The 26055-nt window shown below is 70.8% G+C and carries 27 protein-coding genes; 11 read left to right on the top strand and 16 right to left on the bottom strand.

What is annotated here, in order from left to right; translation table 11 throughout:
• Positions 1–187 precede the first annotated feature (187 nt).
• The 9 genes from ACTZWW_RS05695 (at position 188) to ACTZWW_RS05655 (ending at position 8442) form a co-directional block, all read left to right on the top strand.
• Entirely contained in the window at positions 188–1354 is a 1167-nt protein-coding gene (locus ACTZWW_RS05695; protein ID WP_444779975.1) for a cysteine desulfurase family protein, read from the top strand.
• 62 nt (positions 1355–1416) lie between these two features.
• On the top strand, positions 1417–2889 hold the full coding sequence (gene sufB, locus ACTZWW_RS05690; RefSeq protein WP_444779974.1) for a Fe-S cluster assembly protein SufB: 1473 nt from the start codon (positions 1417–1419) through the stop codon (positions 2887–2889).
• Between the two features lie 110 nt (positions 2890–2999).
• Positions 3000–3752 (top strand): Fe-S cluster assembly ATPase SufC, encoded by a 753-nt coding sequence (sufC, locus tag ACTZWW_RS05685; RefSeq protein WP_444779973.1) that lies wholly within the window; start codon positions 3000–3002, stop codon positions 3750–3752.
• On the top strand, positions 3752–5056 hold the full coding sequence (gene sufD / locus ACTZWW_RS05680; RefSeq protein WP_444779972.1) for a Fe-S cluster assembly protein SufD: 1305 nt from the start codon (positions 3752–3754) through the stop codon (positions 5054–5056). Before sufC ends, sufD begins: the two co-directional genes overlap by 1 nt.
• 53 nt (positions 5057–5109) lie before the next feature.
• Positions 5110–6363 (top strand): cysteine desulfurase, encoded by a 1254-nt coding sequence (locus ACTZWW_RS05675; RefSeq protein WP_444779971.1) that lies wholly within the window; start codon positions 5110–5112, stop codon positions 6361–6363.
• Between the two features lie 16 nt (positions 6364–6379).
• The gene (locus ACTZWW_RS05670; protein ID WP_444779970.1) at positions 6380–6781 is read left to right on the top strand and encodes an SUF system Fe-S cluster assembly protein; all 402 of its coding nucleotides are present in this window, start codon (positions 6380–6382) and stop codon (positions 6779–6781) included.
• Positions 6782–6885: 104 nt separating this feature from the next.
• Entirely contained in the window at positions 6886–7215 is a 330-nt protein-coding gene (locus ACTZWW_RS05665; protein ID WP_444779969.1) for a hypothetical protein, read from the top strand.
• A 452-nt stretch (positions 7216–7667) separates the two neighbouring features.
• Positions 7668–8057: a Fe-S cluster assembly scaffold SufA gene (gene sufA, locus ACTZWW_RS05660; protein ID WP_444779968.1), complete on the top strand. Its 390-nt coding sequence runs from the start codon at positions 7668–7670 to the stop codon at positions 8055–8057.
• A 16-nt stretch (positions 8058–8073) separates the two neighbouring features.
• Positions 8074–8442, top strand: coding sequence for a TfoX/Sxy family protein (locus ACTZWW_RS05655; protein WP_444779967.1), 369 nt, complete (start codon positions 8074–8076; stop codon positions 8440–8442).
• 10 nt (positions 8443–8452) lie between these two features.
• Here the strand turns inward: ACTZWW_RS05655 and zigA are convergent, their stop codons facing one another.
• Complete coding sequence (gene zigA, locus ACTZWW_RS05650; protein WP_444779966.1) at positions 8453–9679, bottom strand: zinc metallochaperone GTPase ZigA; 1227 nt, start codon at positions 9677–9679, stop codon at positions 8453–8455.
• 113 nt (positions 9680–9792) lie between these two features.
• Between zigA and ACTZWW_RS05645 the strand changes: the two genes are divergently transcribed.
• Positions 9793–11010 carry a hypothetical protein gene (locus tag ACTZWW_RS05645; protein WP_444779965.1) on the top strand — a complete coding sequence of 406 codons (1218 nt, stop codon included), beginning with the start codon at positions 9793–9795 and terminating at the stop codon, positions 11008–11010.
• Between the two features lie 42 nt (positions 11011–11052).
• Here the strand turns inward: ACTZWW_RS05645 and xth are convergent, their stop codons facing one another.
• Positions 11053–11835, bottom strand: a complete 783-nt coding sequence (xth, locus tag ACTZWW_RS05640; RefSeq protein WP_444779964.1) for an exodeoxyribonuclease III — start codon at positions 11833–11835, stop codon at positions 11053–11055.
• Between the two features lie 193 nt (positions 11836–12028).
• On the opposite strand from xth, the gene ACTZWW_RS05635 reads away from it, so the two are divergent.
• Entirely contained in the window at positions 12029–12817 is a 789-nt protein-coding gene (locus ACTZWW_RS05635) for a ceramidase domain-containing protein (RefSeq protein WP_444779963.1), read from the top strand.
• A 38-nt stretch (positions 12818–12855) separates the two neighbouring features.
• Here the strand turns inward: ACTZWW_RS05635 and ACTZWW_RS05630 are convergent, their stop codons facing one another.
• From ACTZWW_RS05630 to ACTZWW_RS05565, 14 genes are all read right to left on the bottom strand, one after another.
• The gene (locus tag ACTZWW_RS05630; RefSeq protein WP_444779962.1) at positions 12856–14043 is read right to left on the bottom strand and encodes a pyridoxal phosphate-dependent aminotransferase; all 1188 of its coding nucleotides are present in this window, start codon (positions 14041–14043) and stop codon (positions 12856–12858) included.
• A 99-nt stretch (positions 14044–14142) separates the two neighbouring features.
• A complete protein-coding gene (locus ACTZWW_RS05625; protein ID WP_444779961.1) occupies positions 14143–15372 on the bottom strand; it encodes a cell wall hydrolase in 1230 nt (409 codons plus the stop codon).
• Between the two features lie 300 nt (positions 15373–15672).
• Positions 15673–16497 carry a hypothetical protein gene (locus tag ACTZWW_RS05620; RefSeq protein ID WP_444779960.1) on the bottom strand — a complete coding sequence of 275 codons (825 nt, stop codon included), beginning with the start codon at positions 16495–16497 and terminating at the stop codon, positions 15673–15675.
• A gap of 30 nt (positions 16498–16527) precedes the next feature.
• Complete coding sequence (gene pufC, locus ACTZWW_RS05615; protein WP_444779959.1) at positions 16528–17649, bottom strand: photosynthetic reaction center cytochrome PufC; 1122 nt, start codon at positions 17647–17649, stop codon at positions 16528–16530.
• Entirely contained in the window at positions 17646–18623 is a 978-nt protein-coding gene (pufM, locus tag ACTZWW_RS05610; protein ID WP_444779958.1) for a photosynthetic reaction center subunit M, read from the bottom strand. The genes pufC and pufM overlap by 4 nt, the downstream gene beginning before the upstream one ends.
• Before the next feature lie 16 nt (positions 18624–18639).
• On the bottom strand, positions 18640–19467 hold the full coding sequence (gene pufL, locus ACTZWW_RS05605; protein WP_444779957.1) for a photosynthetic reaction center subunit L: 828 nt from the start codon (positions 19465–19467) through the stop codon (positions 18640–18642).
• A gap of 141 nt (positions 19468–19608) precedes the next feature.
• Positions 19609–19791: a light-harvesting antenna LH1, alpha subunit gene (gene pufA, locus ACTZWW_RS05600; protein WP_029031395.1), complete on the bottom strand. Its 183-nt coding sequence runs from the start codon at positions 19789–19791 to the stop codon at positions 19609–19611.
• 11 nt (positions 19792–19802) lie between these two features.
• Positions 19803–20033, bottom strand: a complete 231-nt coding sequence (pufB, locus tag ACTZWW_RS05595) for a light-harvesting antenna LH1, beta subunit (protein WP_444779956.1) — start codon at positions 20031–20033, stop codon at positions 19803–19805.
• A gap of 190 nt (positions 20034–20223) precedes the next feature.
• Complete coding sequence (locus tag ACTZWW_RS05590) at positions 20224–20481, bottom strand: hypothetical protein (protein WP_444779955.1); 258 nt, start codon at positions 20479–20481, stop codon at positions 20224–20226.
• Complete coding sequence (gene bchZ / locus ACTZWW_RS05585; protein ID WP_444779954.1) at positions 20478–21929, bottom strand: chlorophyllide a reductase subunit Z; 1452 nt, start codon at positions 21927–21929, stop codon at positions 20478–20480. The genes ACTZWW_RS05590 and bchZ overlap by 4 nt, the downstream gene beginning before the upstream one ends.
• Positions 21929–23527: a chlorophyllide a reductase subunit Y gene (gene bchY / locus ACTZWW_RS05580; protein ID WP_444779953.1), complete on the bottom strand. Its 1599-nt coding sequence runs from the start codon at positions 23525–23527 to the stop codon at positions 21929–21931. Before bchY ends, bchZ begins: the two co-directional genes overlap by 1 nt.
• 13 nt (positions 23528–23540) lie before the next feature.
• Positions 23541–24485 (bottom strand): chlorophyllide a reductase iron protein subunit X, encoded by a 945-nt coding sequence (locus ACTZWW_RS05575; protein ID WP_444779952.1) that lies wholly within the window; start codon positions 24483–24485, stop codon positions 23541–23543.
• A complete protein-coding gene (bchC, locus tag ACTZWW_RS05570) occupies positions 24482–25438 on the bottom strand; it encodes a chlorophyll synthesis pathway protein BchC (RefSeq protein ID WP_444779951.1) in 957 nt (318 codons plus the stop codon). The genes ACTZWW_RS05575 and bchC overlap by 4 nt, the downstream gene beginning before the upstream one ends.
• A 137-nt stretch (positions 25439–25575) precedes the next feature.
• Positions 25576–26010, bottom strand: coding sequence for a methyltransferase (locus tag ACTZWW_RS05565; protein WP_444780042.1), 435 nt, complete (start codon positions 26008–26010; stop codon positions 25576–25578).
• Positions 26011–26055: the final 45 nt, after the last annotated feature.

Raw genomic sequence — 26055 nt, 5'->3', positions numbered from 1 at the left:
AAGAGGGCGTCGCCGGCGGTCCGATCGGGACCGTCGTGGTGTGGTCCGCAGGCTCTAGCACGGCAAGCGGGGTGAAGAGCAAGGCTTTCGTCGCGAGGCGCGCGGAGACCAAGGCTTTCGTCGCGAGGCGCGCGACGGGGCGTCGACGGGGCGGGTTTCGCGGGGCTGGGAGGCGACGGACACGGGAATGGACCGAGCAGCGCGCATCTATCTCGACTGGAACGCGACCGCTCCCCTCAGGGAGGCGGCGGCGTGCGTGCTCGTCCAGGCGATGGCGTCGTGCGGCAACGCATCCTCCGTCCACGCCGAGGGCCGGGCGGCCCGCGCCGCGCTGGAGAGCGCCCGCGCCGAGGTGGCGCGGCTCGTGGACGCGCGGGCGGACGCGGTGATCTTCACGAGCGGCGGCACCGAGGCGAACGCGCTCGCGCTCTCCCCCGGCTTCGGCCCGGTGGGCGCGCCGCGCGCCGAGGTGCTGCTCGTCGGCGCGGGCGAGCATCCCTGCGTGCTCGACGGTCACCGCTTCGCGCCCGACGCCGTCGAGCGCATCCCGCTGTCCGCGGACGGCGTCGCCGATCTCGCCTGGCTCGAGGCGCGGATCGCGGAGATCGCCCCGCGCCGGGCGCTCGTCTCGCTGCAGCTCGCCAACAGCGAGACGGGCGTGATCCAGCCGGTCGCCGAGGCGGCGCGGATCGCGCACGCCCACGGCGCTTCGATCCATACGGACGCCGTCCAGGCGCCGGGCCGCATCCCCGTGTCGATCCGGGCGCTCGGGGTCGACGCCCTGACGCTGTCGGCCCACAAGATCGGCGGTCCGCAGGGCGCGGGCGCGCTGGTGCTGGCATCCGGCGCGATCGCCGTCGATCCGCTGCTGCGCGGCGGCGGCCAGGAGCGCGGGCGACGCGCGGGGACCGAGAACGTCCCGGCGCTCGTCGCCTTCGGCGCGGCGGCGCGCGCGGCCCGAGAGGGGCTCCCCACCGAGAGCGCGCGTCTCGCGGCGCTGGGCCCGGCCTTCGAGGCCGCGATCCGCCGGACGGCGCCGGGCGCCGTGATCTTCGGGGAGCGCGCCCCGCGCCTGCCCAACACGATTCTCTTCGCCGTCCCCGGCCTTCGGGCCGAGACGGCGCTCATCGCCTTCGACCTCGGCGGCGTCGCGCTCTCCTCGGGCTCGGCCTGCTCGTCGGGCAAGGTGCGGCGCTCGCACGTGCTCGACGCCATGGGCGTCGAGCCGGCGCTCGCCGAGGGGGCGCTGCGCGTCTCCTGGGGATGGGCGACGGACGACGAGGCGGTGATCCGTTTCGCGTCCGTTCTCGAAGACGTAGAGGAAAGGCGCGCACGCCGATCTCAGGCGGCGTGAGCGCGTTGCGTAGTACAGCAGAACCGTTCCGCGGTCCTTGAAACCGTGAGAGGAGGGTGACGATGCCGGCAGTTCAGGAGACGATCGATCGCGTCAAGGCCATCGACGTCGATCAGTACAAGTACGGATTCGAGACGGTCCTGGAGGTCGACAAGGCCCCCAAGGGCCTGAACGAGGACATCATCCGCTTCATCTCGGCGAAGAAGGACGAGCCGTCCTGGATGCTCGACTGGCGCCTCGACGCCTACAAGCGCTGGCAGACCATGCAGGAGCCGAGCTGGGCGCGGGTCTCCTACGACAAGATCGACTACAACGACATCTACTACTACGCTGCGCCCAAGATGAACGCGGCGCCGAAGTCGCTCGACGAGGTCGATCCCGAGATCCTGAAGGCCTACGAGAAGCTCGGCATCCCGCTGCGCGAGCAGGAGCTGCTGGCCGGCGTCGAGCCGCAGAACCGGGTCGCTGTGGACGCCGTGTTCGACTCGGTGTCGGTGGCGACCACCTTCAAGAAGGAGCTCGCCGAGGCGGGCGTGATCTTCTGCTCGATTTCCGAGGCGATCCGGGAGCATCCGGAGCTGGTGAAGAAGTACCTCGGCACGGTCGTGCCGGTCACCGACAACTTCTTCGCCACGCTGAACGCCGCCGTGTTCACCGATGGCACGTTCGTCTACGTGCCCAAGGGCGTGCGCTGCCCGATGGAGCTGTCGACCTACTTCCGCATCAACGAGAAGAACACCGGCCAGTTCGAGCGCACGCTGATCATCGCCGACGAGGGCTCCTACGTCAGCTACCTCGAGGGCTGCACGGCGCCCCAGCGCGACGAGAACCAGCTTCACGCCGCCGTGGTCGAGCTGATCGCGCTCGACGACGCCGAGATCAAGTACTCGACCGTGCAGAACTGGTACCCCGGCGACGCCAACGGCAAGGGCGGCATCTACAACTTCGTCACCAAGCGCGGCGATTGCCGCGGCAGGAACTCGATCATCACCTGGACCCAGGTCGAGACCGGCTCGGCCATCACCTGGAAGTATCCGTCCTGCATCCTGCGCGGCGACGGCTCGCGCGGCGAGTTCTACTCGATCGCGGTGTCGAACGGCATGCAGCAGGTCGACTCGGGCACGAAGATGATTCATCTCGGCAAGAACACGACCTCGCGGATCATCTCCAAGGGCATCTCGGCCGGCCGCTCGCAGAACACCTATCGTGGCCTCGTCTCGGCGCATCGCAAGGCGTCGGGCGCGCGCAACTTCACGAATTGCGACTCGCTCCTCATCGGCAACCAGTGCGGCGCGCACACCGTGCCCTACATCGAGTCGAAGAACGCCTCGGCGGTCTTCGAGCACGAGGCGACCACCTCCAAGATCTCCGAGGACCAGCTGTTCTACTGCATGCAGCGCGGCCTCGACGAGGAGGAGGCCACCGCGCTCATCGTCAACGGCTTCGTCAAGGACGTCATCCAGAAGCTGCCGATGGAGTTCGCGGTCGAGGCGCAGAAGCTGATCGCGATCTCGCTCGAGGGCTCGGTGGGCTGATCGCCCGCCCCGATCTTCGCCGGCCGGTCGCGGCCGAGCGCACGAGGCTGGCCCTCGCGGCGCTCCCGCCGGGTGGCCACCAAGTCATCTGAACGTACGGACCAAACGTCATGCTCGAAATCAAGAACCTCGTCGCCGAGATCGAGGGCAAGCGCATCCTCGACGGCCTGACCCTCACCGTCCACGACGGCGAGACCGCCGCCATCATGGGCCCGAACGGGTCCGGCAAGTCGACGCTCTCCTACATCATCGCCGGCAAGGAGGACTACGAGATCCTCGACGGCGAGATCCTGCTCGACGGCGAGAACATCCTCGAGATGGAGGCCTCCGAGCGCGCCGCCGCCGGCGTGTTCCTGGCCTTCCAGTACCCGCTCGAGATCCCCGGCGTCGCCACGATGACCTTCCTCAAGGCCGCGCTCAACGCCCAGCGCCGCGCCCGCGAGGAGACGGAGCTGACCACGCCCGAGTTCATGAAGGCCGTCCAGGACGCCGCCGCCAAGCTCGAGATCCCGCGCGACATGCTCAAGCGCGCGCTCAACGTCGGCTTCTCCGGCGGCGAGAAGAAGCGCATGGAGATCCTCCAGATGGCGCTGCTCGAGCCGCGCATGTGCATCCTCGACGAGACCGATTCCGGGCTCGACATCGACGCGCTGCGCATCGTCTCGGAGGGCGTGAACGCGCTCAAGTCCGACAAGCGCGCCTTCCTCGTCATCACCCACTACCAGCGGCTCCTCAACTACATCGTGCCCGACACGGTGCACGTGATGGCCAACGGCAGGATCATGCGCTCGGGCGGCAAGGAGCTGGCCCTCGAGCTCGAGGCGAGCGGCTACGCCGACTACAAGGCCCAGGAGGCCGCGTGATGGCCGAGGTCGCCACCCTGAAGACGCAAGCGGAGACGGCGCTCGCCGATCTCTTCGCGCGCTCGAAGAGCCTGCTCCCCGGCGACGCGCGCTCGCGCGAGGACGCCTTCCATCGCTTCGCGGAGAAGGGCCTGCCCCACCGCCGCGTCGAGGAGTGGAAGTACACGGACCTGCGCGCGCTGATGCGCGAGGCCGCGCCGCTGGCGGAGAAGCCGTCGGAGACCGACGTCGCGCGGGCGCTCTCGGTCGAGAGCGTCTTCGCCGCCGCCGAGCCGGCGACGATCGCCTTCGTCGACGGCCACCTCGCGAAGGCCGACGCGATGCCCGCGGGCATCACGGCGGTGCCGTTGGCCCAGGCCCTCGCCGAGGGCCATCCGCTGCTGGCGAAGCTCGGCGCGGTCTCGGACGCCGAGGGCAACGCCGCCTACGCGCTCAACGCCGCCTTCATGACGGACGGCGTCGTGCTGCACGTCACCGGCGCGGTCGAGGGGCGGGTCGCGCTGCGCTTCGTCACGGCGTGCGCGCGTCCGGCGGCGACCGCCACACGCGTCCTCGTCGTGGTGGAGCCCGACGCGGCGATCTCGCTGCTCGAGACGCACGAGAGCCCGCACGGCGTTGCGCATCAGCCGAACTCAGTCCTCGAGTTCGTCGTGGGCGACCGCGCGAAGGTCGCGCACGTTCGGCTCAACGCCAACGGCGACAAGGCGCTCGCGCTCTCGACGATCACCGCGCATCTCGGCGCGGAGGTCGCGTTCGGCACCCGCAACGTGGTCGGCGGCTCGGCCGTGTCGCGCCACCAGGTCTGGATGACCTTCGCGGGTGCGGGCTCGCACGGAGCGGTGCGCGGCGCGACCATGCTGTCGGGCGACCAGCACGCCGACACGACGCTGGTGGTCAATCATCTGGCCACCGGCTGCGAGAGCCGCGAGCTGTTCAAGCACGCCATCGACGGGCGCGGCACCGGCGTGTTCCAGGGCCGCATCAACGTCGCGCCGGGTGCCCAGAAGACCGACGGCAAGATGATGTCGGCGGCCGTCCTCCTCTCGGAGGAGGGCACGATGATGAACAAGCCCGAGCTCGAGATCTTCGCCGACGACGTGCAGTGCGCCCACGGCGCCACCTGCGGCGAGCTCGACGACGACGTCCTGTTCTACCTCATGGCCCGCGGCCTGCCGCGGCCGGAGGCGGAGGCGCTGCTCATCGAGTCCTTCCTCGGCGAGGCCGTCGAGGAGGGCCTCGCCGACGAGCTCGTCGGCGAGGCCCTGATGGGCATCGTCGAGGCCTGGCTGAAGGCGCGCGGCTGACCCCCTCACCCCTGCCCCTCTCCCGCCCGGGAGAGGGGTTTCGGAGGCGAACCATGGACACGAAGACGACCGCCCTCCCCTACGACGTCGAGGCCGTGCGCCGGGACTTCCCGATCCTCGCGCAACAGGTCTACGGCCGGCCGCTCGTCTACCTCGACAACGCCGCCTCGGCCCAGAAGCCGAAGGCGGTGATCGAGGCGATGTCGCACGCCATGGAGACGGGCTACGCCAACGTCCACCGCGGCCTGCACTACATGGCGAACGTCGCCACCGAGGGGTTCGAGGCCGCGCGCGAGACGGTGCGCGCCTTCCTCGGCGCCGGCTCCGTCGACGAGATCGTCTTCACCCGCAACGCCACCGCGGCGTACAACCTCGTCGCCGACTGCTTCGGACGCATGGGCGGCCCCCACGGCATCGGCGAGGGTGACGAGATCGTGCTCTCGATCATGGAGCACCACTCCAACATCGTGCCCTGGCACTATCTGCGAGAGCGCAAGGGCGCCGTGATCAAGTGGGTGCCGGTGTCGGACGAGGGCGAGCTCCTGTTCGAGGAGTACGAGAAGCTGCTCGGCCCGCGCACCAAGATGGTGGCCATCACCCAGATGTCGAACGCGCTCGGCACCATCACACCGATGAAGGCGATCATCGAGGCGGCGCACGCCCGGGGCATCCCCGTGCTCGTCGACGGCGCGCAGTCGGCGGTGCACATGGAGGTCGACGTCCGGGCGCTCGACGCCGACTTCTTCGTCATGACCGGCCACAAGCTCTACGGCCCCACCGGCATCGGCGTGCTCTACGGCAAGAAGGAATGGCTCGACCGCATGCCGCCCTTCGAGGGCGGCGGCGAGATGATCGAGACCGTGACGACCGACGGCGTGACCTACAACGAGCCGCCCCACCGCTTCGAGGCCGGTACGCCGGCGATCCTGGAGGCGATCGGGCTCGGCGCGGCGCTGCGCTACATGACGGCGCTCGGACGCGAGAACATCGTCGCCCACGAGACGATGCTGCGCGACTACGCCCAGGCGCGGCTCGGCGAGATGAACTCCATCCGCCTGATCGGCAGGGCCCGGGACAAGGGCGCGATCTTCTCCTTCGAGATGAAGGGCGCGCACGCCCACGACGTCGCCACGGTCATCGACCGGCAGGGCGTCGCGGTGCGTGCGGGCACGCATTGCGCCATGCCGCTCCTGCAGCGCTTCGGCGTCACCTCCACCTGCCGGGCGTCGTTCGGCCTCTACAACACGCGCGAGGAAGTCGATATGCTCGTCGACGCGTTGCGCAAGGCCGAGACCCTGTTCGCCTGACGCGAGGAATTCCCCCATGAGCGAGACCCCCGTGACGGACACGCCCCACCCCAACGAACCGCAGGTCGCCACCACCGGCGATTCGGGCGGCGCCGGCCTGCCGCCGGAGGAGATCGATCGCCTCACCGACGACATCGTCGCCGCGCTCAAGACGGTCTACGACCCCGAGATCCCCGCCGACATCTACGAGCTCGGCCTGATCTACCGCGTCGAGATCTCCGACGAGCGCAAGGTCGCCATCGACATGACGCTCACCTCGCCGGGCTGCCCCGTGGCGGGCGAGATGCCCGGCTGGGTGGAGAACGCGGTCTCGGCCGTTCAGGGCGTCCAGGAGGTCGACGTGCAGATCGTCTTCGACCCGCCTTGGGACCAGAGCCGCATGTCCGACGAGGCCCGCGTCGCGCTCGACATGTGGTGAGCCGAGATTCGCGCCTTGCGTGTGCTTCTTCATGCGATGCGATCGGGGTTGTGTTCACGTTCGTTCTCGTGCATGATCTCTCCAATGCCACGGAGGGACGGTAGATGACGACGCGCGATCCGGATGGAGGGTTCTGGGAGAGGCCGCAGGCGCCGTTCGACGCGGATGCGTTCGACCTGAGCGACCCCGACCTGCTGGAGGCGCTCGACTGCGTCGCCCAGGAGCCCGGCGCTTCGGGCGGGCATCCGCCGGCCTCGCCGGAGGGGCGGCGGGCGCAGCTCGCTTACTTGAACGCGCTGATCGAGGAGGGATTGCGCGCGAGCGAGGCCGGCGACGTTCTCGGTGCGGAGGAATCCGCGGCCGTGCTGGAAGCCCTCGCCGAGGGGCGTGCACCTCCGATTCCCGACTGGGTCATCGAGATGTACGGCCCCTGAGCGCTCCCGTTCGTGAAGATCGGCCGCCTCCTGCTCACCGCTCCCGCCACAGCGGACTTGGGGCGGGCGTTCCTCTGGCTCACACAGCCGTGAGCGGGGTCCGGGGCCGCGACCCGGCTCTCTGCCCTCACCAGCGCGCTCCACGACCTCCCGGACACACCCTACCGCTGGCCGCTCCATCGAGGCTCGGTGGTTCTGCGTCGGCGGTCCGTGCGCGGCGGGTACGTCGTGCTGTATCGTGTGCTGGAGGATCATCCCGAGGTCTCCCCTGGAGAGCTCGTGATCGAGGTCGTTAGCGTCGTCGGCCCCGGCGAGGGCCGCGGGCGCCGCGGCAGCGCCGCCTGACCAAGCCTCGGCATTTTCCCGCCCCTCGACCTGCGCCGCGCCCATGACTATGTTACCGGTGAAACCTCGCGAAGCCTGGGCCTTGAACCCGGTGGGAGAGAGAGCGGATGTTCGGAAACCTCAAGGTCGTGACGCTGACCGATGCGGCGGCGGCTCGGATCAAGACGATCGTCGGCAAGTCCGGCGAGGGCGCCTCCGGCAAGCCCGTGGAGGGCCTGCGCGTCGGCGTGAAGAACGGCGGCTGCGCCGGCATGGCCTACGTCATGGACCTCGTCGACAGCCCCCAGCCGGGGGACGAGGTCGTGGAGGACAAGGGCGCCAAGGTGTTCGTCGATCCCAAGGCGGTGCTGTTCCTGCTCGGCACCGAGATGGACTTCAAGGTCGACAAGCTCTCCGCCCAGTTCGTCTTCAACAATCCCAACCAGACCTCGGCGTGCGGATGCGGCGAATCGGTCGCCCTGACGCCCGCCAGGCTCGACGACGCGGACGCGCTCTGAGCGAGGAACCCGCGCCATGGACGAGGCGGCGATCCAGGACCTGTTCGCCGCCGCCCCCGAGCTCTCCCCGATCCGCACCCGGCGGATGTTCGGTGGGCTCGGCGTCTACGCGGGCGAGGCGATGTTCGCGCTCGTGGCCGTCGGCGAACTCTACCTGAAGGTGGACGCCGAGACGAAGCCCGCCTTCGAGGCAGCCGGCGCACGCCCCTTCGTCTACGAGGCGAAGGGCACGCGCTCGGAGATGAGCTACTGGTCGCTCCCCGACGCCGCGCAGGACGAGTCGGACGAGGCCGCCCGCTTCGGCCGCCTCGCGCTCGCCGCCGCGCGCCGGGCGCTGGCGGCTCGCAGGCCGCGCCGCGAGCCGCGCGGGCGCGTCATCGCGTGACGAGCATCGTTCACGGCGCCCGCGTCCCCCAGGCCGGGAACGGATCCTCGAGATCGTGGTAGGCGGCCGGGTCGAAACCCGCGTCGACCACCGAGCCGAGAAGACACGCATCGAGCGCGGTGCGGATCGCCGCCTCGTCGAGCCCCACCCCGATGAAGACGAGCTCCTGGCGCCGGTCGCCCCAGGCGGGCGTCCAGTGCCGCTCGACGATGGCGCGGCTCTCGGGATCGTCCGGCCAACGTTCCCGCGGGACGGCCGCCCACCAGGCGCCGAGACCCGAGACGCGCTGGATCGCTCCGGCGATCGAGAGTTCGCCGACCCACTTCGGCCGTGTGGCGAGCCAGAAATGCCCCTTCGCCCGCACGAGCCCGGGCCAGGCCAGGTCGAGAAAGCTCTTGAACAGGAGGGGATGGAACGGCCGCCGCGCCCGGTAGACGAAGCTCGTGATGCCGTATTCCTCGGTCTCGGGGACGTGAGCGTGCGACTCGTGGAGTTCCTTGAACCAGAGCGGATGCGACGCGGCGCGCTCCTCGTCGAACAGGCCGGTGTCCAGCACGGCATCCAGAGGGACGCGCGCGAAGGACGCCTCGACGATCCGCGCGTCGGCGTTGAGCGCGCGCACCACCCGGTGGACGAGCGCCCGCTGATCGCGGGACACGTCGTCCGCCTTGTTGATGACGACGACGTCGGCGAACTCGATCTGCTCCACGAGCAGATCGACGAGCGTCCGGTCGTCGCCGTCGCCCGCGGTCTCGCCACGGTCGCGGAGAAACTCGTGGGAGCCGTAGTCGCGAAGCAGGTTTACGGCGTCCACCACCGTCACCATCGTGTCGAGCCGCGCCACGTCGGAGAGGCTCGCGCCCTCGGCATCCCGGAAGGAGAACGTCGCCGCGACGGGGAGCGGCTCGGCGATGCCGGTGCCCTCGATGACGAGGTGATCGAACCGCCGCTGCGTCGCGAGGCGGCGCACCTCGGCCAGGAGATCGTCGCGCAGCGTGCAGCAGATGCAGCCGTTCGACATCTCGACCAGCGTCTCCGTCTTGCGTGAGAGGCCGGCATCGCCGGCGCGAACGAGGTCGGCGTCGATGTTCACCTCGCTCATGTCGTTGACGATGACGGCGACGCGCCGGCCCTCGCGGTTGTTCAGGATGTGCTGGAGGAGCGTCGTCTTGCCGGCCCCGAGGAAGCCGGAGAGGACGGTGACGGGCAGGCGGGCGTCGGCTGGTTCGGTCGGCACGGATCATCTCTTGGCAAATGTAATGTTATAACGTAGCTCTACTGTGCGGCCGCTCGGCGGTAAAGGCCGGGCGTCGGCTGACCGTGCGGGCGACGAACACAAGGAGACTCGTCATGACAATCAGCGCTCGGACGGCGCCCCTCGCGCTCGCGCTGTCCCTCGCCTGCTCACCGGCCGCCTTCGCGCACGGCGACCACGATCACGGGCACGACCACGATACCCCGACGGCGGTCCGCGCCTTCGTGGCCGACGCGGTCGCCGGGACCGTGCGGGCTTTCGACATCGAGAGTGCCGAGCAGATCGGCGCCTTCACGCTGGATGCGCCGGCGCGGCTGCATCGCGGTGCGACGACGGGGACGATCGTCGCGTCGATGCCGACCGCCGACGCGGTCGCCTTCATCGGCACGGGCGTGGCTCTGGAGGACCACGGCGATCATGCCGATCGCGTGCTCACGGCGCCGACGCTGCTTCCGGCCAGACTTACCGGAGGCCGCCCGGCACACGTCAACCGAGACACGAGCCGGATCGCGGTCTTCTTCGACGACGACGGCGCAGCGCAGCTCCTCGGCGAGGCGGAACTGACCGAGGCCGACGTGGCGGTCGAAACAGTCCCCGCCGGCGTCGCGCATCATGGCCTGGCGAAGCCCGTCGGTGGCTTGCTCGCGATCTCGGTGCCCGTCGAGGGCGAGCGCCTGCCGGTCGCCGTGTCGCTCCTCGGCGCCGAGGGCGCGCCGCTCGTACGGGCGGAGTGCGCACGCCTTCACGGCGAGGGGCAGAGCGGTTCGGTGCTCGCCTTCGGCTGCGCGGACGCGGTCGCCTTCGTCGACACGGCGGCGAGCCCGCCGCGCGCCTGGCGCCACGCCTATCCGGCGGGGTACGGCGGCGAGCGCATGGTGCGCAACATCCAGGGCGCCGCCGCCTTTCGCAGCTTCCTGGCCGACTTCGGGCCCGACGGCATGGTCGTCGTCGACCCGAGCGCAGAGGACGGCTTCGCCTTCGTCCAGCTGCCCGCGCGGCGCATGCATTTCGCGCTCGACGCCGACCCCGGTGACACCGGCTGGGTGGTCGTCGAGGACGGCCGGCTCCTGAAGCTCAATGCGCTCACGGGTGCGATCCTGGGCGAGGTCGCCGTCACCGATCGGTACTCCATGGAGCAGGGCGTCGTCCGTCCGCGGCTCTCGGTCGCCGGCGGGCACGTCGTCGTAACGGACCCCGCAGCGGGGGAGCTGGTCGTCGTCGACGGTGCGACGATCGCAGTCGAGCGGCGCATCGCCGTGGGCGGCGAACCGGGCGACGTCGTGCTCGTGGCCGCGAGCGGCGCCGGGCACTGACGGCGAGCCGGCGCAGCGGGGAGGCCCCGCCGCGCCGGCATCTCACGCCTTCAGCCGCACCGTCACCGGAACGTGATCCGACGGCTTCTCCTTCGCCCGTTCCTGCTTGTGGATCGTCACGCCCTCGAGCCGGTCCGCCGCCTGGGGCGAGAGCAGGAGATGGTCGATGCGGATGCCCTTGTTGCGCTGCCAGGCGCCCGCCTGGTAGTCCCAGAACGTGTAGCGCCCCTCCCCCTCGTCGCAGGCGCGCAGCGCGTCCGTGAGGCCGAGCGCCAGCAGCGCGCGGTACTTGGCGCGCGTCTGCGGGAGGTAGAGCGCATCGCCCTCCCAAGCCGCCGGATCGGCGGCGTCGCGCGGCTCCGGGATGACATTGTAGTCGCCCGCGAGCACGAGCGGCTCCTCGAGCCGCATCAGGTCGCGCGCATGCGCGATCAGCCGGTCCATGAAGGCGAGCTTGTAGGGGTACTTGGCGCTGTCGACCGGGTTGCCGTTCGGCAGGTAGATCGAGGCGACGCGTACGACGCCGCCGCCGACCGAGATCACGCCCTCGACGTAGCGGGCTTGGCTGTCCTCGGCGTCGCCGGGCAGCGCCTCGCGCACGTCCGCGATCGGATACCGCGAGAGCAGCGCGACGCCATTGAAGCCCTTCTGCCCCACCGCCGCGACGTTGTAGCCGGCATCCTCGATCTCCGCGCGCGGCAGGTTGTCGAGCGTCGTCTTGAGCTCCTGCAGGCAGACGACGTCCGGCGCCTGCTCCCTGAGGAAGTCGAGGAGATGCCCCTGGCGCTGCCGAATGGAGTTGACGTTCCAGGTCGTGATGCGCATCGGGGCCTCGGGCGAGCGGTCTGTGGCGCGGAAGGCGCGGCGGGAGCGTCCTTGATCGGGCACCCGGACCGCGATGGCAAGAGCCCGCTGCCTGTCGTCGGCCCCGCGTCCGCCGCCGTGCGCGGGCGTGTTGCGCATCATCCGCGTCCTGCTACTTTCGTCGCAACCAGAACCTCCCGGGGGAACGAGGGCGATGGACGAGACCGGCTGGTGCGCCCCGATCGACCTCTATTGCGAGCGCGCCGGCGTGGGGTTCTGGGCGGAGCCGGTGAACGCCGTCTCGAACGCGGCCTTCCTGGTGGCCGCCTTCCTCGCGCTCTCGCTGTGGCGGCGCGCCGGCGGGCGGGACGTCTGGGCGCTCGTGCTGATCGCCATCGTGGCCGCGACCGGGATCGGCTCCTTCCTGTTCCACACCTATGCGAACCGCTGGTCGCTCCTCGCCGACGTGATCCCGATCACGCTGTTCATCTACGGTTTCTTCTTCCTCGCCATGCGCCGCTTCCTGCGCCTCGGCGCCGTGGGCGCGGGCGTCGCGACCGGAGCCTTCCTAGCGGCGGGCGCCGCCTTCCCGGCGGCGTGGGGCGCGCTCTTCGGGCCGGGAGCGAACGCCAACGGCTCGGTGTCCTACTTCCCGGCGGCGCTCGCGCTGATCGGCGTCGGCGGGCTCCTCGTGCTGCGGGCGCGTCGCGCCGAGACGGTGCTCGCCAACCGCAAGAACCGCGCCTGGGCCGGCGCGGAGGACGACGACACGCGCGCCCGCGCCTTCCTCGACAAGGTCGTGGCGCCGCACACGGCCGGCACGGCGCTCCTCGTCGCGGCGGCGACCTTCGCTCTCTCCCTCGTCTTCCGCTCGATCGATGTCGCGGTCTGCGGCTGGCTGCCGCTCGGTACGCACTTCCTCTGGCACGTGCTCAACGCGGTGGTGCTGTTCCTGTGCGTACGGGCTGCGATCGGAGCGCGCTCCGGGGTGGCGGCCGCGTAGAGCATCGCTCGCGACGCGATCCCATCGGGCCGCGAGGCTCAAGAGGCCGCCGGCCGCTCCTCGCGCAGGAACCGCTCCATCCGCCCCAGCGCCTCCTCGATGGCGCTCTCGGACGCCGCGTAGGACAGCCTCAGGTAGCCCTCGCCGTACTCTCCGAAGTCCGGCCCGCCGATCGTCGCGACGTGCGCGCGCTCGAGCAGGGCGGAGGCCAGCGCCTTGGCGCCCCAGCCGGTGTCGCGAATGCTCGGGAAGGCGTAGAACGCGCCCTGCGGGGTCACGCAGGAGACGCCAGGCAGCGCGTTCAGGCCCTCCACCACGAGCCGCCGGCGCCGGTCGAAGGCGGCCATCATGGCATCGACCGCGTCCTGCGGCCCCGTGAGCGCTGCGATGCCGGCGTGCTGGGTCGCGGCGTTGACGCACGAGAACGAGTTCACGGCGAGCTTGCGCGCCGCCTCGTAGAGCCCGTCGGGCCACACCGACCAGCCGAGCCGCCAGCCGGTCATGGCATAGGTCTTCGACGCGCCGTCGAGGTGGATCAGGCGGTCGCGGATCTCGGGGAAGGAGAGCAGCGAGACGTGCTCGGCGCCGTCGTAGGTCATCGAGCCGTATATCTCGTCGGAGAGGATCACGACCTTTGGGTGCGCTGCGAGCCCCGCCACGAGCGCCTCGATCTCCCCGCGGGGCGTGACGCCACCCGTCGGGTTGGCCGGCGAGTTGAGGATCACGAGCCGGGTCTGCGGGCCGATCAGCGAGAGCGTTTCCGCGGCGGAGAAGGCGAAGCCGTTCTCCTCGCGGATCGGGATCGGCACCGGGCGTGCGCCGGTGAAGGAGATCATCGAGCGGTAGATCGGGAACCCTGGGTCCGGGTAGAGGATCTCGGCGCCGGGCTCGCCCAGCATCAGGATCGCCATGAACATCGTGACCTTGCCGCCGGGCACGACCAGCACGCGATTGGGATCGACCGCGGCGCCCGTGCGCCGGGCGAGATCGGCGCAGACCGCCTCGCGCAGGGGCGCGATGCCGGTCGCGGGCGTGTAGCCATGGTGCCCGTCACGCAGGGCCTTCACCCCCGCCTCGACGACGTGGGCGGGCGTGGCGAAGTCCGGCTGGCCGATGCCGAGGTTCACCACGTCCGCGCCTCCCTGCGCGAGCGCGGTCGCCCGCGCCAGGACGGCGAAGGCGTTCTCCTCGCCGAGACGGGTGAAGGCTTGGATCGGGGTCGGCATCGGGACGCTCCGGCGGCGAAGGATCGGGGCGCGGATTGTGCGCGGGCGCGCGGCGGGGTCAAGCGCGGGTGCGTCGCCCGCGCGCCGTCGCCACAACGCTCACCGCTGCCCCGGCCGCAGCTGGTAGAAGATGTGCCGGCCGATCGTGTCGGCGTGGCGCAGGCGGCTCGCCCAGCGGGGGCGGACGTAGTCGGCGTGGTAGTGCGTGGCGTTGCCGACCGCGGCGAGATAGGTCTCGCCCTCGAGCACCGCCGCCGCGATGCGCCGCGCACGGTCCCAGGCCGCCGGCTCGGTGATGCGCAGGCTCTTGCCCTCGCAGGTGAAGGTGAACTGGCAGGCGAGGTGCCGGTGGCTGTTCTGGAAGACGACGCCGCAGATCGTGTTCGGGTAGAGGCTCGACTTGACGCGGTTGAGCACGACCTGCGCCACCGCGGCCTGGCCCTCCTCGGGCTCCGAGCGCGCCTCGAAATACACCGCCTGCTCGAGGCAGCGGCGTTCGCGTGCCAGATGCGTGGGGTCGACGAGATCGAGGAATCGCGGCGCGCCGGCCATGACGGCGGGCGGCAGCGAGACGGGGGCGGCGGCGACCTCGACGGGCGACCAGGTCCGCGCCGTGGGCGTCGAGGAGGCGAGCGAGGCGGCGCGGGCGACGCCGGGCGTCGCGCCCTCCCGGGCCTCCGCGACGCCGCGGGCGAGGCCGCGGCCGGTCGAGCCCTGCGCGGCGGCCGCGGGCGAGAGCGCCGCGGTGGCGATCTCGGTGGCGGTCTCCTCGTGGCGCTCGAACACCCCCGCGGTGACGACGAGGATGGGCATCGCCTCGCCGTGGGCGAGGCGCTCGGCGGGCAGGCGTGCCGCGTCCGGTGCCAGGAGCGAGAAGGACGGCCCCTCGAGCGCGCGACCGAGGCGCCCCAGCGAGACCGGGACCGCGCCGGCCGCGTCTCCCTTGCCCTCCCGGTTGACCCGTGCGGGAAGGTCGCCCTCCGCGAGCGGCTTGCCCTCGAAGCGCGGGGACGCGGCGATGGGCCCCTCGCCCGCCGGCGAAGCGGGTGCGCGTGCGGCGAGGCCCGCCTCGGTGAAACGGGTGGCGCTCGTCTCCAGCGCGAGCGCGAGTCGGCCCAGAAGGTCGGGGGCGACGGGCGCGACGAGATGGTCGAGCGCGGCGAGGCGCTCGGCCGGACGCGGCGTCTCGATCGAGCGGCCCGCCTCGATGTTGACGCCGGCGGTCGCGGTGAAGGAGACGAGCAGGCCCGCCCCGAGCGCCCAGGGGGCCGCGGTGGCGCAGACCCAGCGCATCCGGTCGATCTTGCGAGGGCGGCGGCGCAGGCGCACGGTGAAAACTCCACGAACGGCCGGCGAGCCGCCCGCCGGCATCCGTGAGAATCGCGCCATCGAGTTGAGGATGAGTTAACCGTCCGGAGAGACGGCGCCGCGCTGTGGCCGGAGCGCCACGGGCATGCACCACCTCCTCGGGTCCACGCCCGAGACGCGCGCCTCCCGCATCGCGTCAGTCGGGGGGAGGTGCCGGAGGCGACGAGACGGAGGGGATGCGCCGGCAGGCGCGTCGGCGACAGCCGAGACCACCGGCGTCGGCGGTACGAGGACCCGACCCAGGCTCGCTCACGCGCGCCGTCAGGCCGGCGCCTTGCGGTACGGGGCCGGCTCCGCGTGCATCTCGGCGAGCGCGCGGGCCTGGGCGACCCAGCGCTCGCGCTCGATGCGCCCGGGGAAGGCGAGGTAGGTGCCGACCCAGCGCACCTGCGCCTCGTCCCAGCCGGACATCTGGTCGAAATGGTAGATGCCCAGCGCGTTGAGCTTCCTCTCGTTGGCCGGGCCGATGCCGTTGATCCGCTTGAGATCGTCGGCCGTGCCCCGCGGCGCGTCGAGCGCCGAGGGACGGGTGCCCACCGTATCGGCCTGCGCCTCGGCGACCGCTGGCGCGGGCGATGCCGCGCCGGGCGCGACCGCTGCGGCGTCAGACGACGATGCGGACTCCCCGATCGGCTCACTCTCGGCAGGGGCGGCGGGCGCCGGATCCCGGGCGGGCGCGGCCTCGGCGAACGACGCCGGCTGAGCCGGGCTCGCGGATGCGGTCGGCGGCGCGGCATGCGCCGCTTCCGTGCGGACCGCATGGAACGGCAGGACGACCGCCGGCATCTCGGGCGAGCCTACGCCCTCGGGGCCGGCGAGCACGTACGAGCCGAAGCGCGCGCCCGTTCCGGCGCGCGCCCCCGTCCCCACCCCGTCGCTCCCGCCCTCGCGGGAGAGATCGCGCCACATCACGTAGTCGACGACGCCGATGGTGACCGCACCCATGACCAGGACGAGGAGCCCCGCCCCGAGGTCACCGAGCCCGGCGACGATGCTGGCCGCCGCCACGTAGGCCAGCATCGCGAAGACCGCGGCCGCGGCACCCTTCGGCAGCTTCCCGCCGCTGTCCACGATGGTCATGATCATGCCGCGGTCCCCCTTCTCATGCGCTCTCGCTCACTGGCTGGTCGCGGGCGAAGCCTCTCCGCCGGTCCCGTCCGCGGCCGGCATGGGCATCGGCGGGTCCTGCAGCTCGGGCGGGCCGTAGGCCGCGAGCGAGGGGTAGTCGCCGATCATCGAGTAGCCGTAGAGGGGCTTGTAGGCGCCCTGGTGGCACGTGGCGCAGTTCGCCTTCGGCGCATCGCCCGTCGGCCCGAGCCGGATCGCCGGGTACTCGCCCTGGAGCGGGTCGAGATAGGTCTCGTTGAGCGACGAGACCATGCGCAGCCCGTGCCAGGCCGTCGTCCGCTGCGCGGGGCTCTGTTCCCAGTCGGAGAAGGATCGACTGTTGTGGCAGAAGGTGCAGTTCACGCCGAGCGACGTCGACATGTGCATCATGAGCGAATAGGTCCACTCGGTCTGCTTGATCGACGTGCGATTGCCGTCGGGCAGCGCCTCCAGGCCGGCCACGCGGATGTTCGCCGGATCGTCCTGCAGGAAGGCGACGAACGGGTCCGCCGGCAGCGACGAGAGGCCGGCGGCCGTCGCCGGCATGTTCTGACCCGCCGGGTTGCCGACGATCCCCGCACCACGCCACTGGCCCGGATCGAGGAACCAGATGTTGTCCGGTACCGGCTGGCCGCGGTGGCAGGTGTAGCAGGTGACGCCGGTCGGGGCGACGTGCTGGTCCCACTCCTGGTTCACGGTCATGGTCATCTGGATCATGCGCCGGGCCACGCGCTTGGTGTAGAGGCTGTCGGACGACAGCGCCTCGCCCTCCGCGTGGCAGTACAGGCAGCCCTGCTCCTCCGGCGCGACCCAGCTCGTGATCGCGAGCATGAGCCGGTTGAAGTCGGCGACGTCGAGATGGCCCAGGACCTGGACGTTCTCGTAGATCTCCCCGGCCGAGAGGCCGAACGGCTCGTCGACCGGTTCGGGCTCGGGGAAGCTGGTTTCCGCGACCTGGTTGGCGAGGGCCACCTGGTTGTAGACCTGCACCATGCCGTTTCCGCGGTGCCCGACCTGGACGGACTCCGTGTCCGGCCATTCGAAGGTGGAGACGATCCCGACACCGACCACGGCGGCGACAGCGCCGCCGAGGCCGAGCCAGAAGTTGCTCCATGCGGTCTTGTCGTTCATTGCGCACCTCCGATCAGGCTCGCCGGGTCGGGCAGGACGGGATAGGCGACCGGGGTCGGCGGCGCCACGCCGTGCTTCACCGCCCACAGGTACCAATTGTCGACGACCGTGCCCGTGAGCAGGATGCCGATGCCGCCGGTGATCGGCGTGAGGACGGCGAACCACCAGGCCCACCGGTGGATCGACTCGGCCGTGGCGCAGAAGCCCATGGTCCAGCGCCAGAACAGGCCGCCGCGCTCGAAGGCGGTGCCGCGGTCGACGATCTGCTCGACCTCGTGCTCCGAGCCGTAGCGCGTCGTCGCCAGCACCGTGGCGCCGTGCATGGCGAAGAGCAGCGTCGATCCGTAGAGGAAGACGATCGAGAGCGCGTGGAACGGGTTGTAGAAGAGGTTGCCGTAGCGGATCGAGAAGGCCGCCGTCCAGTCCAGGTGCGGGAAGATGCCGAAGGGCACCGCCTCGCCCCAGGAGCCCATCATGATCGGCCGGATGAAGCCGAGCACGAGGTAGAGCCAGATCGCCGCCGCGAAGGCCCAGGCGATGTGCGTGCCCATGCCGAGCATCCGCGCCCGGCGATAGACCCGCAGCCACCAGAGCAGGATCGAGGTGGTGAGGAAGAAGCCGGCGAGAAGCCACCATCCGCCCTCGTTGAGGGGCGGCAGCGACAGGCCGTAGGCCGGCGGCGGCGGCTCGAGCGCGAGCCACGGCAATTGCCGGACGAACTCGATCGGGTCCCAGTTCACCGAGGCCCACATGTTGAGCCCGATGATCTCGATGGCGATGAAGCCGCACAGGATCGAGGCGAGCCCGAGCCAGCCGAGGTAGACCGGCCCCACCTGCGCATCGCCGATGCGCCCGAGCAAGTGGACGAAGCCCGGCTTGTTGGACCGAACCCACGGGCCCCGGGCGATCGGCACGCCCGCGTAGGCGGGGCCGCGCACCTGGACCTGGGTGAAGATGTTCTGATAGTCGGCCATGTCGCGACCTCCTCGCTCAGGACCAGATCGGAAGGTTGAGCCACCAGCCCCACCATTCCGGCCAGCCGCGGCTCCAGAAGGGGCCGGAGATGATGATGCAGACCGCGCTCCAGAACCCGGCGGAGAGCGCCAGGAACAGGCCGAGCCGGTGGATGCCCAGCGTCCCGATCGACCAGCCGATGATGTCGCGGAAGTAGGTGTTCTCGTGCTCGGCCGTCTTGACCACGCGGTCGTTCTTGGGCGGGTTCGCCGCCGAGAGGACCAGGCCGCCGTGCATGGACAGCGCCAGCGTCGTCGTGAAGAAGAACGTCACCGCGATCATGTGCGCGGGGTTGTAGTGGAAGTGCAGGTATTGATAGCCGACGTTCGAAACCCAATCGAGATGGCTGAAAATGCCATAAGGAAAGCCATGGCCCCAGGCGCCGAGCAGCACCGGCCGGATCACGACGAGGGAGATGTAGGCGAAGACGGCGACGGAGAAGGCGACCGGCACGTGGTAGCCCATGCCGAGCTTGCGTGCGATCTCGGCCTGCCGACCGACCCAGGACCCGAACGCGCCGATCGCGCAGATGGTGATGAGCTGCCACAGCCCGCCCTCCTTCAAGGGAGCGAAGCCGAGGCCGTAGCTGAGGTCGGGCGGATCGATCGAGATCTGCCAGATGTTCCAGGTGGGACCGATCGCGGCGCCGTAGACGATCAGGCCGGTGCCGAGGACGGAGAAGAATATCGTCGTGACGCCGAAGAAGCCCACGTAGAACGGCCCGACCCAGAAATCGAAGAGATCTCCCCCGATCAGGGTCCCGCCACGGACGCGATACTTCTTCTCGAAGCTTAGCATGGACATTTTGGTGATCCCCCATCGTGGGAGCGTGCGAGCATGTGGCACCGCTGCGCGACGGCGCATCGGGTTCAGCGAACGGGGCGGGATCGTGGTGCGACCCCGTCCCGTTCGCGACGGCTCAGGGAGCGGCTCCCTCGCCCGGCGTCAGCCGGGCATCGGGGAGTTCTGGGGCACCTCCATCATCACCGCCGCCCGCGGTCCCTCGAGCCAGTTGAACCGGTCCGTGGACAGCAGGATGAAGTGGATCAGGAGAGCCAGGGTGAAGAGGAACGTGAACAGCGCGATCAGCGTGCGACGCGGATCGAACAGCAGCCAAACTCGCCACATGATGGACCTCCTTACCCGATCATCGGGGTGATGGACGCGATGAGCTGCGTCGCGCCGTCGAGCGCGGCGTAACCGTCGGCCCCGGGGAGCCAGGGGCGCCACATCCAGGCGAGGATGTGGGCGATCAGGGCGATCACGGTGAAGGCGATGAAGCTCGACATGAAGATCGAGTGGAATTCCTTCGCTTCGCCTTCCGTGAGGCCCGTGAGCGTGCCCCTGACGGGTGTCGTCGACTCTGCCATTGTTACCTCCTGGTCATGAGTCTTCGGCTTCGGTCGCGATCAGTCCCCGCGACCCTGGACGCCGCGGGGCACCCCGCGGCAGGCCTCCGTCGGCGTCGCGAGACGTCGGCGGAATTCTTGCGGCCGGTGCGCAGGCCGCCCGACGTCTGCCGTCGGGCCGGGCGCGCCGGCCTTGAAGGTTCTCGGCGCGCTAGCCCATGAAGGCCAGCGGCACGGCGCGGCAGGCGGCGGCCTTCGCCTCCTCCCACACCGGGCCGCGTCGCGCGGTTCCCCCGGCGCCGCGGGGCGCGAGGCGAGAGGCGATCTCGATGACGAGGAAGACGGGGAGGAGCCCGGCCAGGATCAGCCGGTACTCCAGCGCATCGCCCTTGCGGGCCAGCAGGACCTCGCGGCGCGCGGCGTCGGGCGCCGGGTCGGCGCGGGTGTCGATGGTGGGTGTCATCGTCATGCGAGCTCCCCTTCTCCGAGACGGGCGTGGGCGTGAGCCAGCCTCTCGGTGGTGACTGTGTCCTCGCCCGCGCGTCGGGCGTCGCGCTCGGCGCGGTCGCGCAGCCGCTTGGCCGCCGAGATGCGCACGAGCACGGGATGGTCCTCGACGAGCCGGTCGAGCATCTGCTTGGCCTCGCGCTCCCAGGGGAGCGGGCGCTCGAGCCGCGAGGGCGTCGCCTCGACGCGGTCGAGGTCCTGGCCGAGCGGAAGGATGTGGAAGAGCGCGTCGAAGAGCGCGTTGCAGACCTCCTGCACGAGGTAGGTCGCGCCCGCGTAGCCCATGAACGGCGTGCCCGTGTGCCGGCGCACGATCGCGCCCGGGAAGCTCGCGGGGATGAAGGCCGCACGCCCGCCCTTCTCGGCGAGGTACATGCGTTCATTGTAGGAGCCGAGCATCACCAACGGCGGCTTCTCGTGGCAGAGACGGCGCACTTCGGCGTTGTCGGTCTTTCCGCCGGGCTTGCGCTCCACCGCGAAGGCGCAGGGCAGGCCCATCTCCTCCTCGAGGAACTTGCGGATGCCGCGGGCATAGGTCTCGTTGGCGACGATCGCGAAGCTCGCGGTCGCGAAGAAGTCCTGCGTCACCGAGCGCCAGAGGTCCCAGATCGGCTTGATCGTGGTGTGCTTCTCGCGCGCGATGAAGGGCTCCGGATCGAGCCCGAGCTCGGCGCCGAGCGCGCGCAGGAAGGCGGTGGTGGCGCCGAGCCCGATCGGGGCCATCAGCCACGGCCGCTCGAGCGCCTCGCAGAGGAGCCGGCCGTACTCGCGGTGCAGGCACACGTTGACCTGCGCCTCGGAGAGCTTCGGCACGTCCGCCACGTGGGAGCCGAGCGGGAAGGTCATGTTGACCTCCGCACCGATGCCTTCGATCAGCCGGCGGATCTCGGCGAGGTCCGACCAGGTGTTGAAGGTGCCGTAGATCGGCCCGACGATGTTGACCTTGGGCTTCTGGCCCTCGGCGACGGTCTTGGCCGGCTTGACCTTCTTGGGGCCGAACTCGCGCCAGAGCCAGAGCATGGCGCGGTTGGCGCTCTGCCACTGGTCCTCGTCGATCGTGCGCGGCAGGAAGCGCTTGATGTTGGTGCCTTCCGGCGTGACGCCGCCGCCGATCATCTCGGAGATCGATCCGGTGACGACGACCGCGGGAAGGTCGGGGTCGAGCGTGGAATAGGCGCGCTTCATGGCGCCTTCGGTGCCGGTCTGGCCGAGCTCCTCCTCGCCGAGCCCGGTGACGACCACCGGCAGCTCGTGCGGTGGCAGCGCGTCGGTGTAGTGCAGCACCGCCGTGACCGGCAGGTTCTCGCACCCGACGGGCCCGTCGATGACGACCTGGAGACCCTTGATGGCGGTGAAGACGTAGACGGAGCCCCAGTAGCCGCCGGCGCGGTCGTGATCGAGGACGAGCATCAGATCATCTCCCCGGTCGGCGCTTCGGCCTGCTTGCGCTGGCGGTTGAGCGCCTCGCGCTGCTTGCGGTAGCGGTCGCGGTACCCCGGGCGGGAGATCGGCTCGCCCTCCCAGATGCCGGCGGTGTCGCCCTCGCCGACGCCCTCGAAGAAGGCCTTCATCCCGTCCATGCGGGATTTGCCGGCGATGGCCGCGTTGACGACCTGGGCGAGCGAGCCCGCGCCGGCGGCGCCCATGAGCGGGCGCGCGGAGATGAGGTTCGTGAAGTAGAGCGACGGAATGCCCTGCGCCTTCGCCTTCTGCACGACCGGCGTCGTGCCGACCGCGAGGTCGGGACGGTGGTATTCCATCGCCGCGAGATCGTCCTCGAGCGAGGCGCGGAAGCGTACGGTCACGCCGCGCGCCTCGAGCCAGGCGCGATCGGCCTCCGCCCACGTCGTGCGCGGGCAGGCGGTGCCGACATAGGGCACCTCGGCACCGCTCTCGATGAGGAGGCGCGCCACCAGCAGCTCCGAGCCCTCGTAGCCCGAGAGCGTGATCTTCCCCGCGATCGGCTTCGCAGCGAGCGCGGCTTCGATGGCGTCGAGCGCCTGGGCCTTCGCCGCCTCGATCAGATCGGGCGCGACACCCGCGGCCTCGCCCACGGCCTGGAGCCACGCCGCGGTGCCGTCGCGGCCGACGGGGGCGGAGCCGACGACCGGCCGGCCGGCGGCCTGGAGCTCGCGGATCGAGGCCGTGTAGAACGGGTGGATCGCCGCGACCGCCACGCAGTCGAGCGCGGCGTAGAGCTCGCGCCACTCGCGGGTGGGCACGACCGGCCCGGCCGCGAGGCCCATGGGGGCCAGCAGCGCGTCGATCGTGACCGGATCGACCGGGAACATCTCGCCGAGCAGCGTCACGGTGGGGCGCTCGGAGCGGCCGCCGCGGGGCGCCTGGACCGGGCCGTGCTCGGCCTCGGAGCGGGCGAACTTCAGCATCGCGCCGGCGAGCACGTCCTTCGCCTCGGCGTGCGTCGGCACGCCGAAGCCCGGGACGTCGATGCCGATGATGCGCACCCCGTTGATCGTGTCCGGCAGGAGCCGCAGCGGCACGCCGGACGCGGTGGGGACGCACAGGTTGGTGACGACGATCGTGTCGTAGAGCGCCGGGTCCGCCATGTCGTGCACGGCGTCGCGGATGTCCTCGAAGAGCTTGCCGGTGACGAGCGTCTCGGAGTTGAAGGGCACGTAGCCCACCGTCCGCTTCGCGCCGTAGAAGTGCGAGGTGAAGGTCAGGCCGTAGACGCAGCAGGCCGAGCCCGAGAGGATGGTGGCCGTGCGGCGCATGCGCAGGCCCACCCGCAGCGAGCCGAAGGCCGGGCACATCGACTGCGGCTGGTCGTGCGGGCCGGTCGGATAGTCGGCCGCGTACTGCTCGAGCGTCTCGTTCAGGCCCGCGGCGCGGGCGGCGGCGCGCATCGTCTCGGCTCCGCCGTGGCAGCCCGATCCCGCCGCCTCGACCGACCCCGGCGCGGCCGGAGCCGCAGGGGTCGCGGGGCGCGCGACGGTCTCGATGAGCGTCGTCGTCCTGCGGGGCGTTTCGTCGAGGATGGTGGTCATCGATCTACCCCGCTCAGCCGTCGTAGACGATTTCGAGGGAGGGCTTGGTCACCGCATCGACGCCGCACATGTCCTCGTAGGACGCGGGCTGAAGCACGACGTCGCGGCCGACGGTGTCGGACGAGAACAGGTCGAGCAGGCCCTCCGGGGAGAGCGGCGTCGGGTGCATCGGCGGCGCCTCGGCGACAGCCATGCCGAGCTGCTCGAACAGCGAGGCCCACTCGCCACCGGGGCGGCCGATGATCTCGTAGTTGGCGCTCTTGCGGCGGATGTCCTCGTGGGCGGGGATCGCGGCCAGAACCGGGATGCCGACCGCCTGCGCGAAGGCCTGCGCCTCGCCGGTGCCGTCGTCCTTGTTGATGACGAGGCCGGCGACGCCGACGTTGCCGCCGAGCTTGCGGAAGTATTCCACCGCGGAGCAGACGTTGTTGGCGACGTAGAGCGACTGCAGGTCGTTCGAGCCGACGACGATGACCTTCTGGCACATGTCGCGGGCGATCGGCAGGCCGAAGCCGCCGCAGACCACGTCGCCCAGGAAGTCCAGCAGCACGTAATCGAAGCCCCAGTCGTGGAAGCCGAGCTTCTCCAGGAGCTCGAAGCCGTGGATGATGCCACGCCCGCCGCAGCCGCGGCCGACCTCCGGCCCGCCGAGCTCCATGGCGAAGACGCCGTCGCGCTTGAAGCAGACGTCGGAGACGGTGATGTCCTCGCCGGCGAGCTTCTTCTTCGAGGAGGTCTCGATGATCGTCGGGCAGGCCTTGCCGCCGAAGAGCAGCGAGGTCGTGTCGCTCTTGGGGTCGCAGCCGATCAGCAGCACGCGCTTGCCCTGCTGGGCCATCATGTAGCTGAGGTTAGCCAGCGTGAAGCTCTTGCCGATGCCACCCTTGCCGTAGATCGCGATGATCTGCGTCTCCTTCTTGGCGGGCGGCTCTTGCTCGATCGGGGTCACGGCGTTCATGCGGTGCGCCTCCAGTCCAGGATCATCTTCAGGCACGAGGCGTCCTCGAAGGCGGTGCGGTAGGCCCGCGCCGCATCCGAGGCGTTCTCGCGGTGGGTGATCAGGCCGTCGAGGGACAGCGCTCCCGAGGCCACGGCGGATACCGTGGCGTCGAGATCCGCCCGCTGCCATTCGGCCGCGATGCGGATGTGCGCCTCCCTCATGAAGGCCGGGGGAAACGAGAAGCCGAGCGGCTCCGAGTAGAAGCCCGCGAGCACCACCTCGCCGCGGGGGGCGAGGCGCGAGATCAGGGTGTCGAGCAGCTTGCCGTCGCCGGAGACGTCGACGATGGCGCGGTAGTCGCGGCGCGGATCGTCCGCGGAGGCGACCACCCGGTAGCCGAGGGCGCCGTCCATGCGAGCCGGGTTGGTCTCCCACACGGTGGGCGCGCCGCCCTTCGCCACGACGATTCGTGCGATCAGCCGCCCGAGCGCGCCGTGGCCGACGACGAGATCCGGCGTCTCGCCGGCGATCTCGACGGCGTGCCAGGCGGTGGCGGCGAGCGCCAGCAGCGTGCCCTGGGCGAGTCCGTCCGGCCGATCGAGGAAGGCGTCCGGCAGCGGCGTGAGCCGCGCACCCGGGCTCACCAGCCGCGCGGCGGCGCCGCCGAACAGGCCGCGGATCTCGCCGTAGCACCGCGCCCCGGGCACGTAGACGCCCTGCCCGACCGAAAGCCCGCTGTGCGGACCGGCCTCGACCACCCGCCCGACCGATTCGTAGCCGGGCACCAGCGGATACCCCATGCCGGGGAAGGCGGGCATGCGACCCGTATAGAGGAGGCGCTCGGTGCCCGTGGAGATACCCGAGAAGGCGACATCGACGACGACGTCTTCCGGTCCGGGGGCGTCGAGGGCGACCTGCTCGAGGCTCAGGCGCTCGGGCTCGTGAAGAACGACCGCGGTGGTGACTGACATCCTCTGGCCCTCCCTGTTCCGAGCCTCTTGCTTGTGTATGTCAATCTAGCCTGACAGTCTTTGATGTCAATCTAAACCAACACCCGTTGCGGCTACTCCTGACCCCCCGTGTCTCGGGCGTTACGCCTTGACCATGCTCAAACGGTCGCGACGATCAGGCTCGCGACGAGCGGCATCCGGGTTCGTACGAAGCGCGATCGGGAGAAGCCGGCGCGCCCGAGGAGATCGGCGTTCTCCGCAGGGGTCCGCGGGCGTCCGGAGCCCATGGCGAAGAGGTAGAGGCCGAAATAGGCCTGCGTGACCGCGCGCGCGCCGGGCGTCTCGGCCATCGGCTCGCCGACGAGGAGCGTGCCGCCCGCAGGCAGCGCCGCGCGCACGGCCTTCAGGATCGCGAGGGCCTCGTCGTCGTCGTGGTCGTGCAGGATGCGCACGAGGGAGATCGCGTCGGCGCCCATGGGCAGCGGATCGCCGAAGACGCTGCCGCCCACCGTCGCGATTCGGTCGCCGAGCCCGTCGGCGGCGAATCGCGCCGGGGGCGGGCGGGGCCGCGCCGGGCGGGGGGCAAAGTGCAGCGTGGGAGAGGGGGCCCCGCCCCCCCCCCCCCCGCCCGGAAACCC

It is taken from the genome of Salinarimonas sp. NSM (assembly GCF_052380005.1).
Classification (GTDB): domain Bacteria; phylum Pseudomonadota; class Alphaproteobacteria; order Rhizobiales; family Beijerinckiaceae; genus Salinarimonas.
This window is presented reverse-complemented; position numbering and strand designations above follow the sequence as displayed.

Coding starts and splice junctions, on each gene's coding strand:
- ACTZWW_RS05645 (WP_444779965.1), top strand. CDS start 9,793: ATGACAATCAGCGCTCGGACGGCGCCCCTCGCGCTCGCGCTGTCCCTC.
- ACTZWW_RS05575 (WP_444779952.1), bottom strand. CDS start 24,485: ATGAACGCCGTGACCCCGATCGAGCAAGAGCCGCCCGCCAAGAAGGAG.
- bchY (WP_444779953.1), bottom strand. CDS start 23,527: ATGACCACCATCCTCGACGAAACGCCCCGCAGGACGACGACGCTCATC.
- xth (WP_444779964.1), bottom strand. CDS start 11,835: ATGCGCATCACGACCTGGAACGTCAACTCCATTCGGCAGCGCCAGGGG.
- bchZ (WP_444779954.1), bottom strand. CDS start 21,929: ATGCTCGTCCTCGATCACGACCGCGCCGGCGGCTACTGGGGCTCCGTC.
- ACTZWW_RS05655 (WP_444779967.1), top strand. CDS start 8,074: ATGGACGAGGCGGCGATCCAGGACCTGTTCGCCGCCGCCCCCGAGCTC.
- pufA (WP_029031395.1), bottom strand. CDS start 19,791: ATGTGGCGAGTTTGGCTGCTGTTCGATCCGCGTCGCACGCTGATCGCG.
- sufD (WP_444779972.1), top strand. CDS start 3,752: ATGGCCGAGGTCGCCACCCTGAAGACGCAAGCGGAGACGGCGCTCGCC.
- ACTZWW_RS05635 (WP_444779963.1), top strand. CDS start 12,029: ATGGACGAGACCGGCTGGTGCGCCCCGATCGACCTCTATTGCGAGCGC.
- ACTZWW_RS05620 (WP_444779960.1), bottom strand. CDS start 16,497: ATGATCATGACCATCGTGGACAGCGGCGGGAAGCTGCCGAAGGGTGCC.
- ACTZWW_RS05675 (WP_444779971.1), top strand. CDS start 5,110: ATGGACACGAAGACGACCGCCCTCCCCTACGACGTCGAGGCCGTGCGC.
- ACTZWW_RS05630 (WP_444779962.1), bottom strand. CDS start 14,043: ATGCCGACCCCGATCCAAGCCTTCACCCGTCTCGGCGAGGAGAACGCC.
- bchC (WP_444779951.1), bottom strand. CDS start 25,438: ATGTCAGTCACCACCGCGGTCGTTCTTCACGAGCCCGAGCGCCTGAGC.
- ACTZWW_RS05695 (WP_444779975.1), top strand. CDS start 188: ATGGACCGAGCAGCGCGCATCTATCTCGACTGGAACGCGACCGCTCCC.
- sufA (WP_444779968.1), top strand. CDS start 7,668: ATGTTCGGAAACCTCAAGGTCGTGACGCTGACCGATGCGGCGGCGGCT.
- sufC (WP_444779973.1), top strand. CDS start 3,000: ATGCTCGAAATCAAGAACCTCGTCGCCGAGATCGAGGGCAAGCGCATC.
- sufB (WP_444779974.1), top strand. CDS start 1,417: ATGCCGGCAGTTCAGGAGACGATCGATCGCGTCAAGGCCATCGACGTC.
- ACTZWW_RS05670 (WP_444779970.1), top strand. CDS start 6,380: ATGAGCGAGACCCCCGTGACGGACACGCCCCACCCCAACGAACCGCAG.
- ACTZWW_RS05665 (WP_444779969.1), top strand. CDS start 6,886: ATGACGACGCGCGATCCGGATGGAGGGTTCTGGGAGAGGCCGCAGGCG.
- ACTZWW_RS05590 (WP_444779955.1), bottom strand. CDS start 20,481: ATGACGATGACACCCACCATCGACACCCGCGCCGACCCGGCGCCCGAC.
- pufM (WP_444779958.1), bottom strand. CDS start 18,623: ATGGCCGACTATCAGAACATCTTCACCCAGGTCCAGGTGCGCGGCCCC.
- pufL (WP_444779957.1), bottom strand. CDS start 19,467: ATGTCCATGCTAAGCTTCGAGAAGAAGTATCGCGTCCGTGGCGGGACC.
- pufC (WP_444779959.1), bottom strand. CDS start 17,649: ATGAACGACAAGACCGCATGGAGCAACTTCTGGCTCGGCCTCGGCGGC.
- pufB (WP_444779956.1), bottom strand. CDS start 20,033: ATGGCAGAGTCGACGACACCCGTCAGGGGCACGCTCACGGGCCTCACG.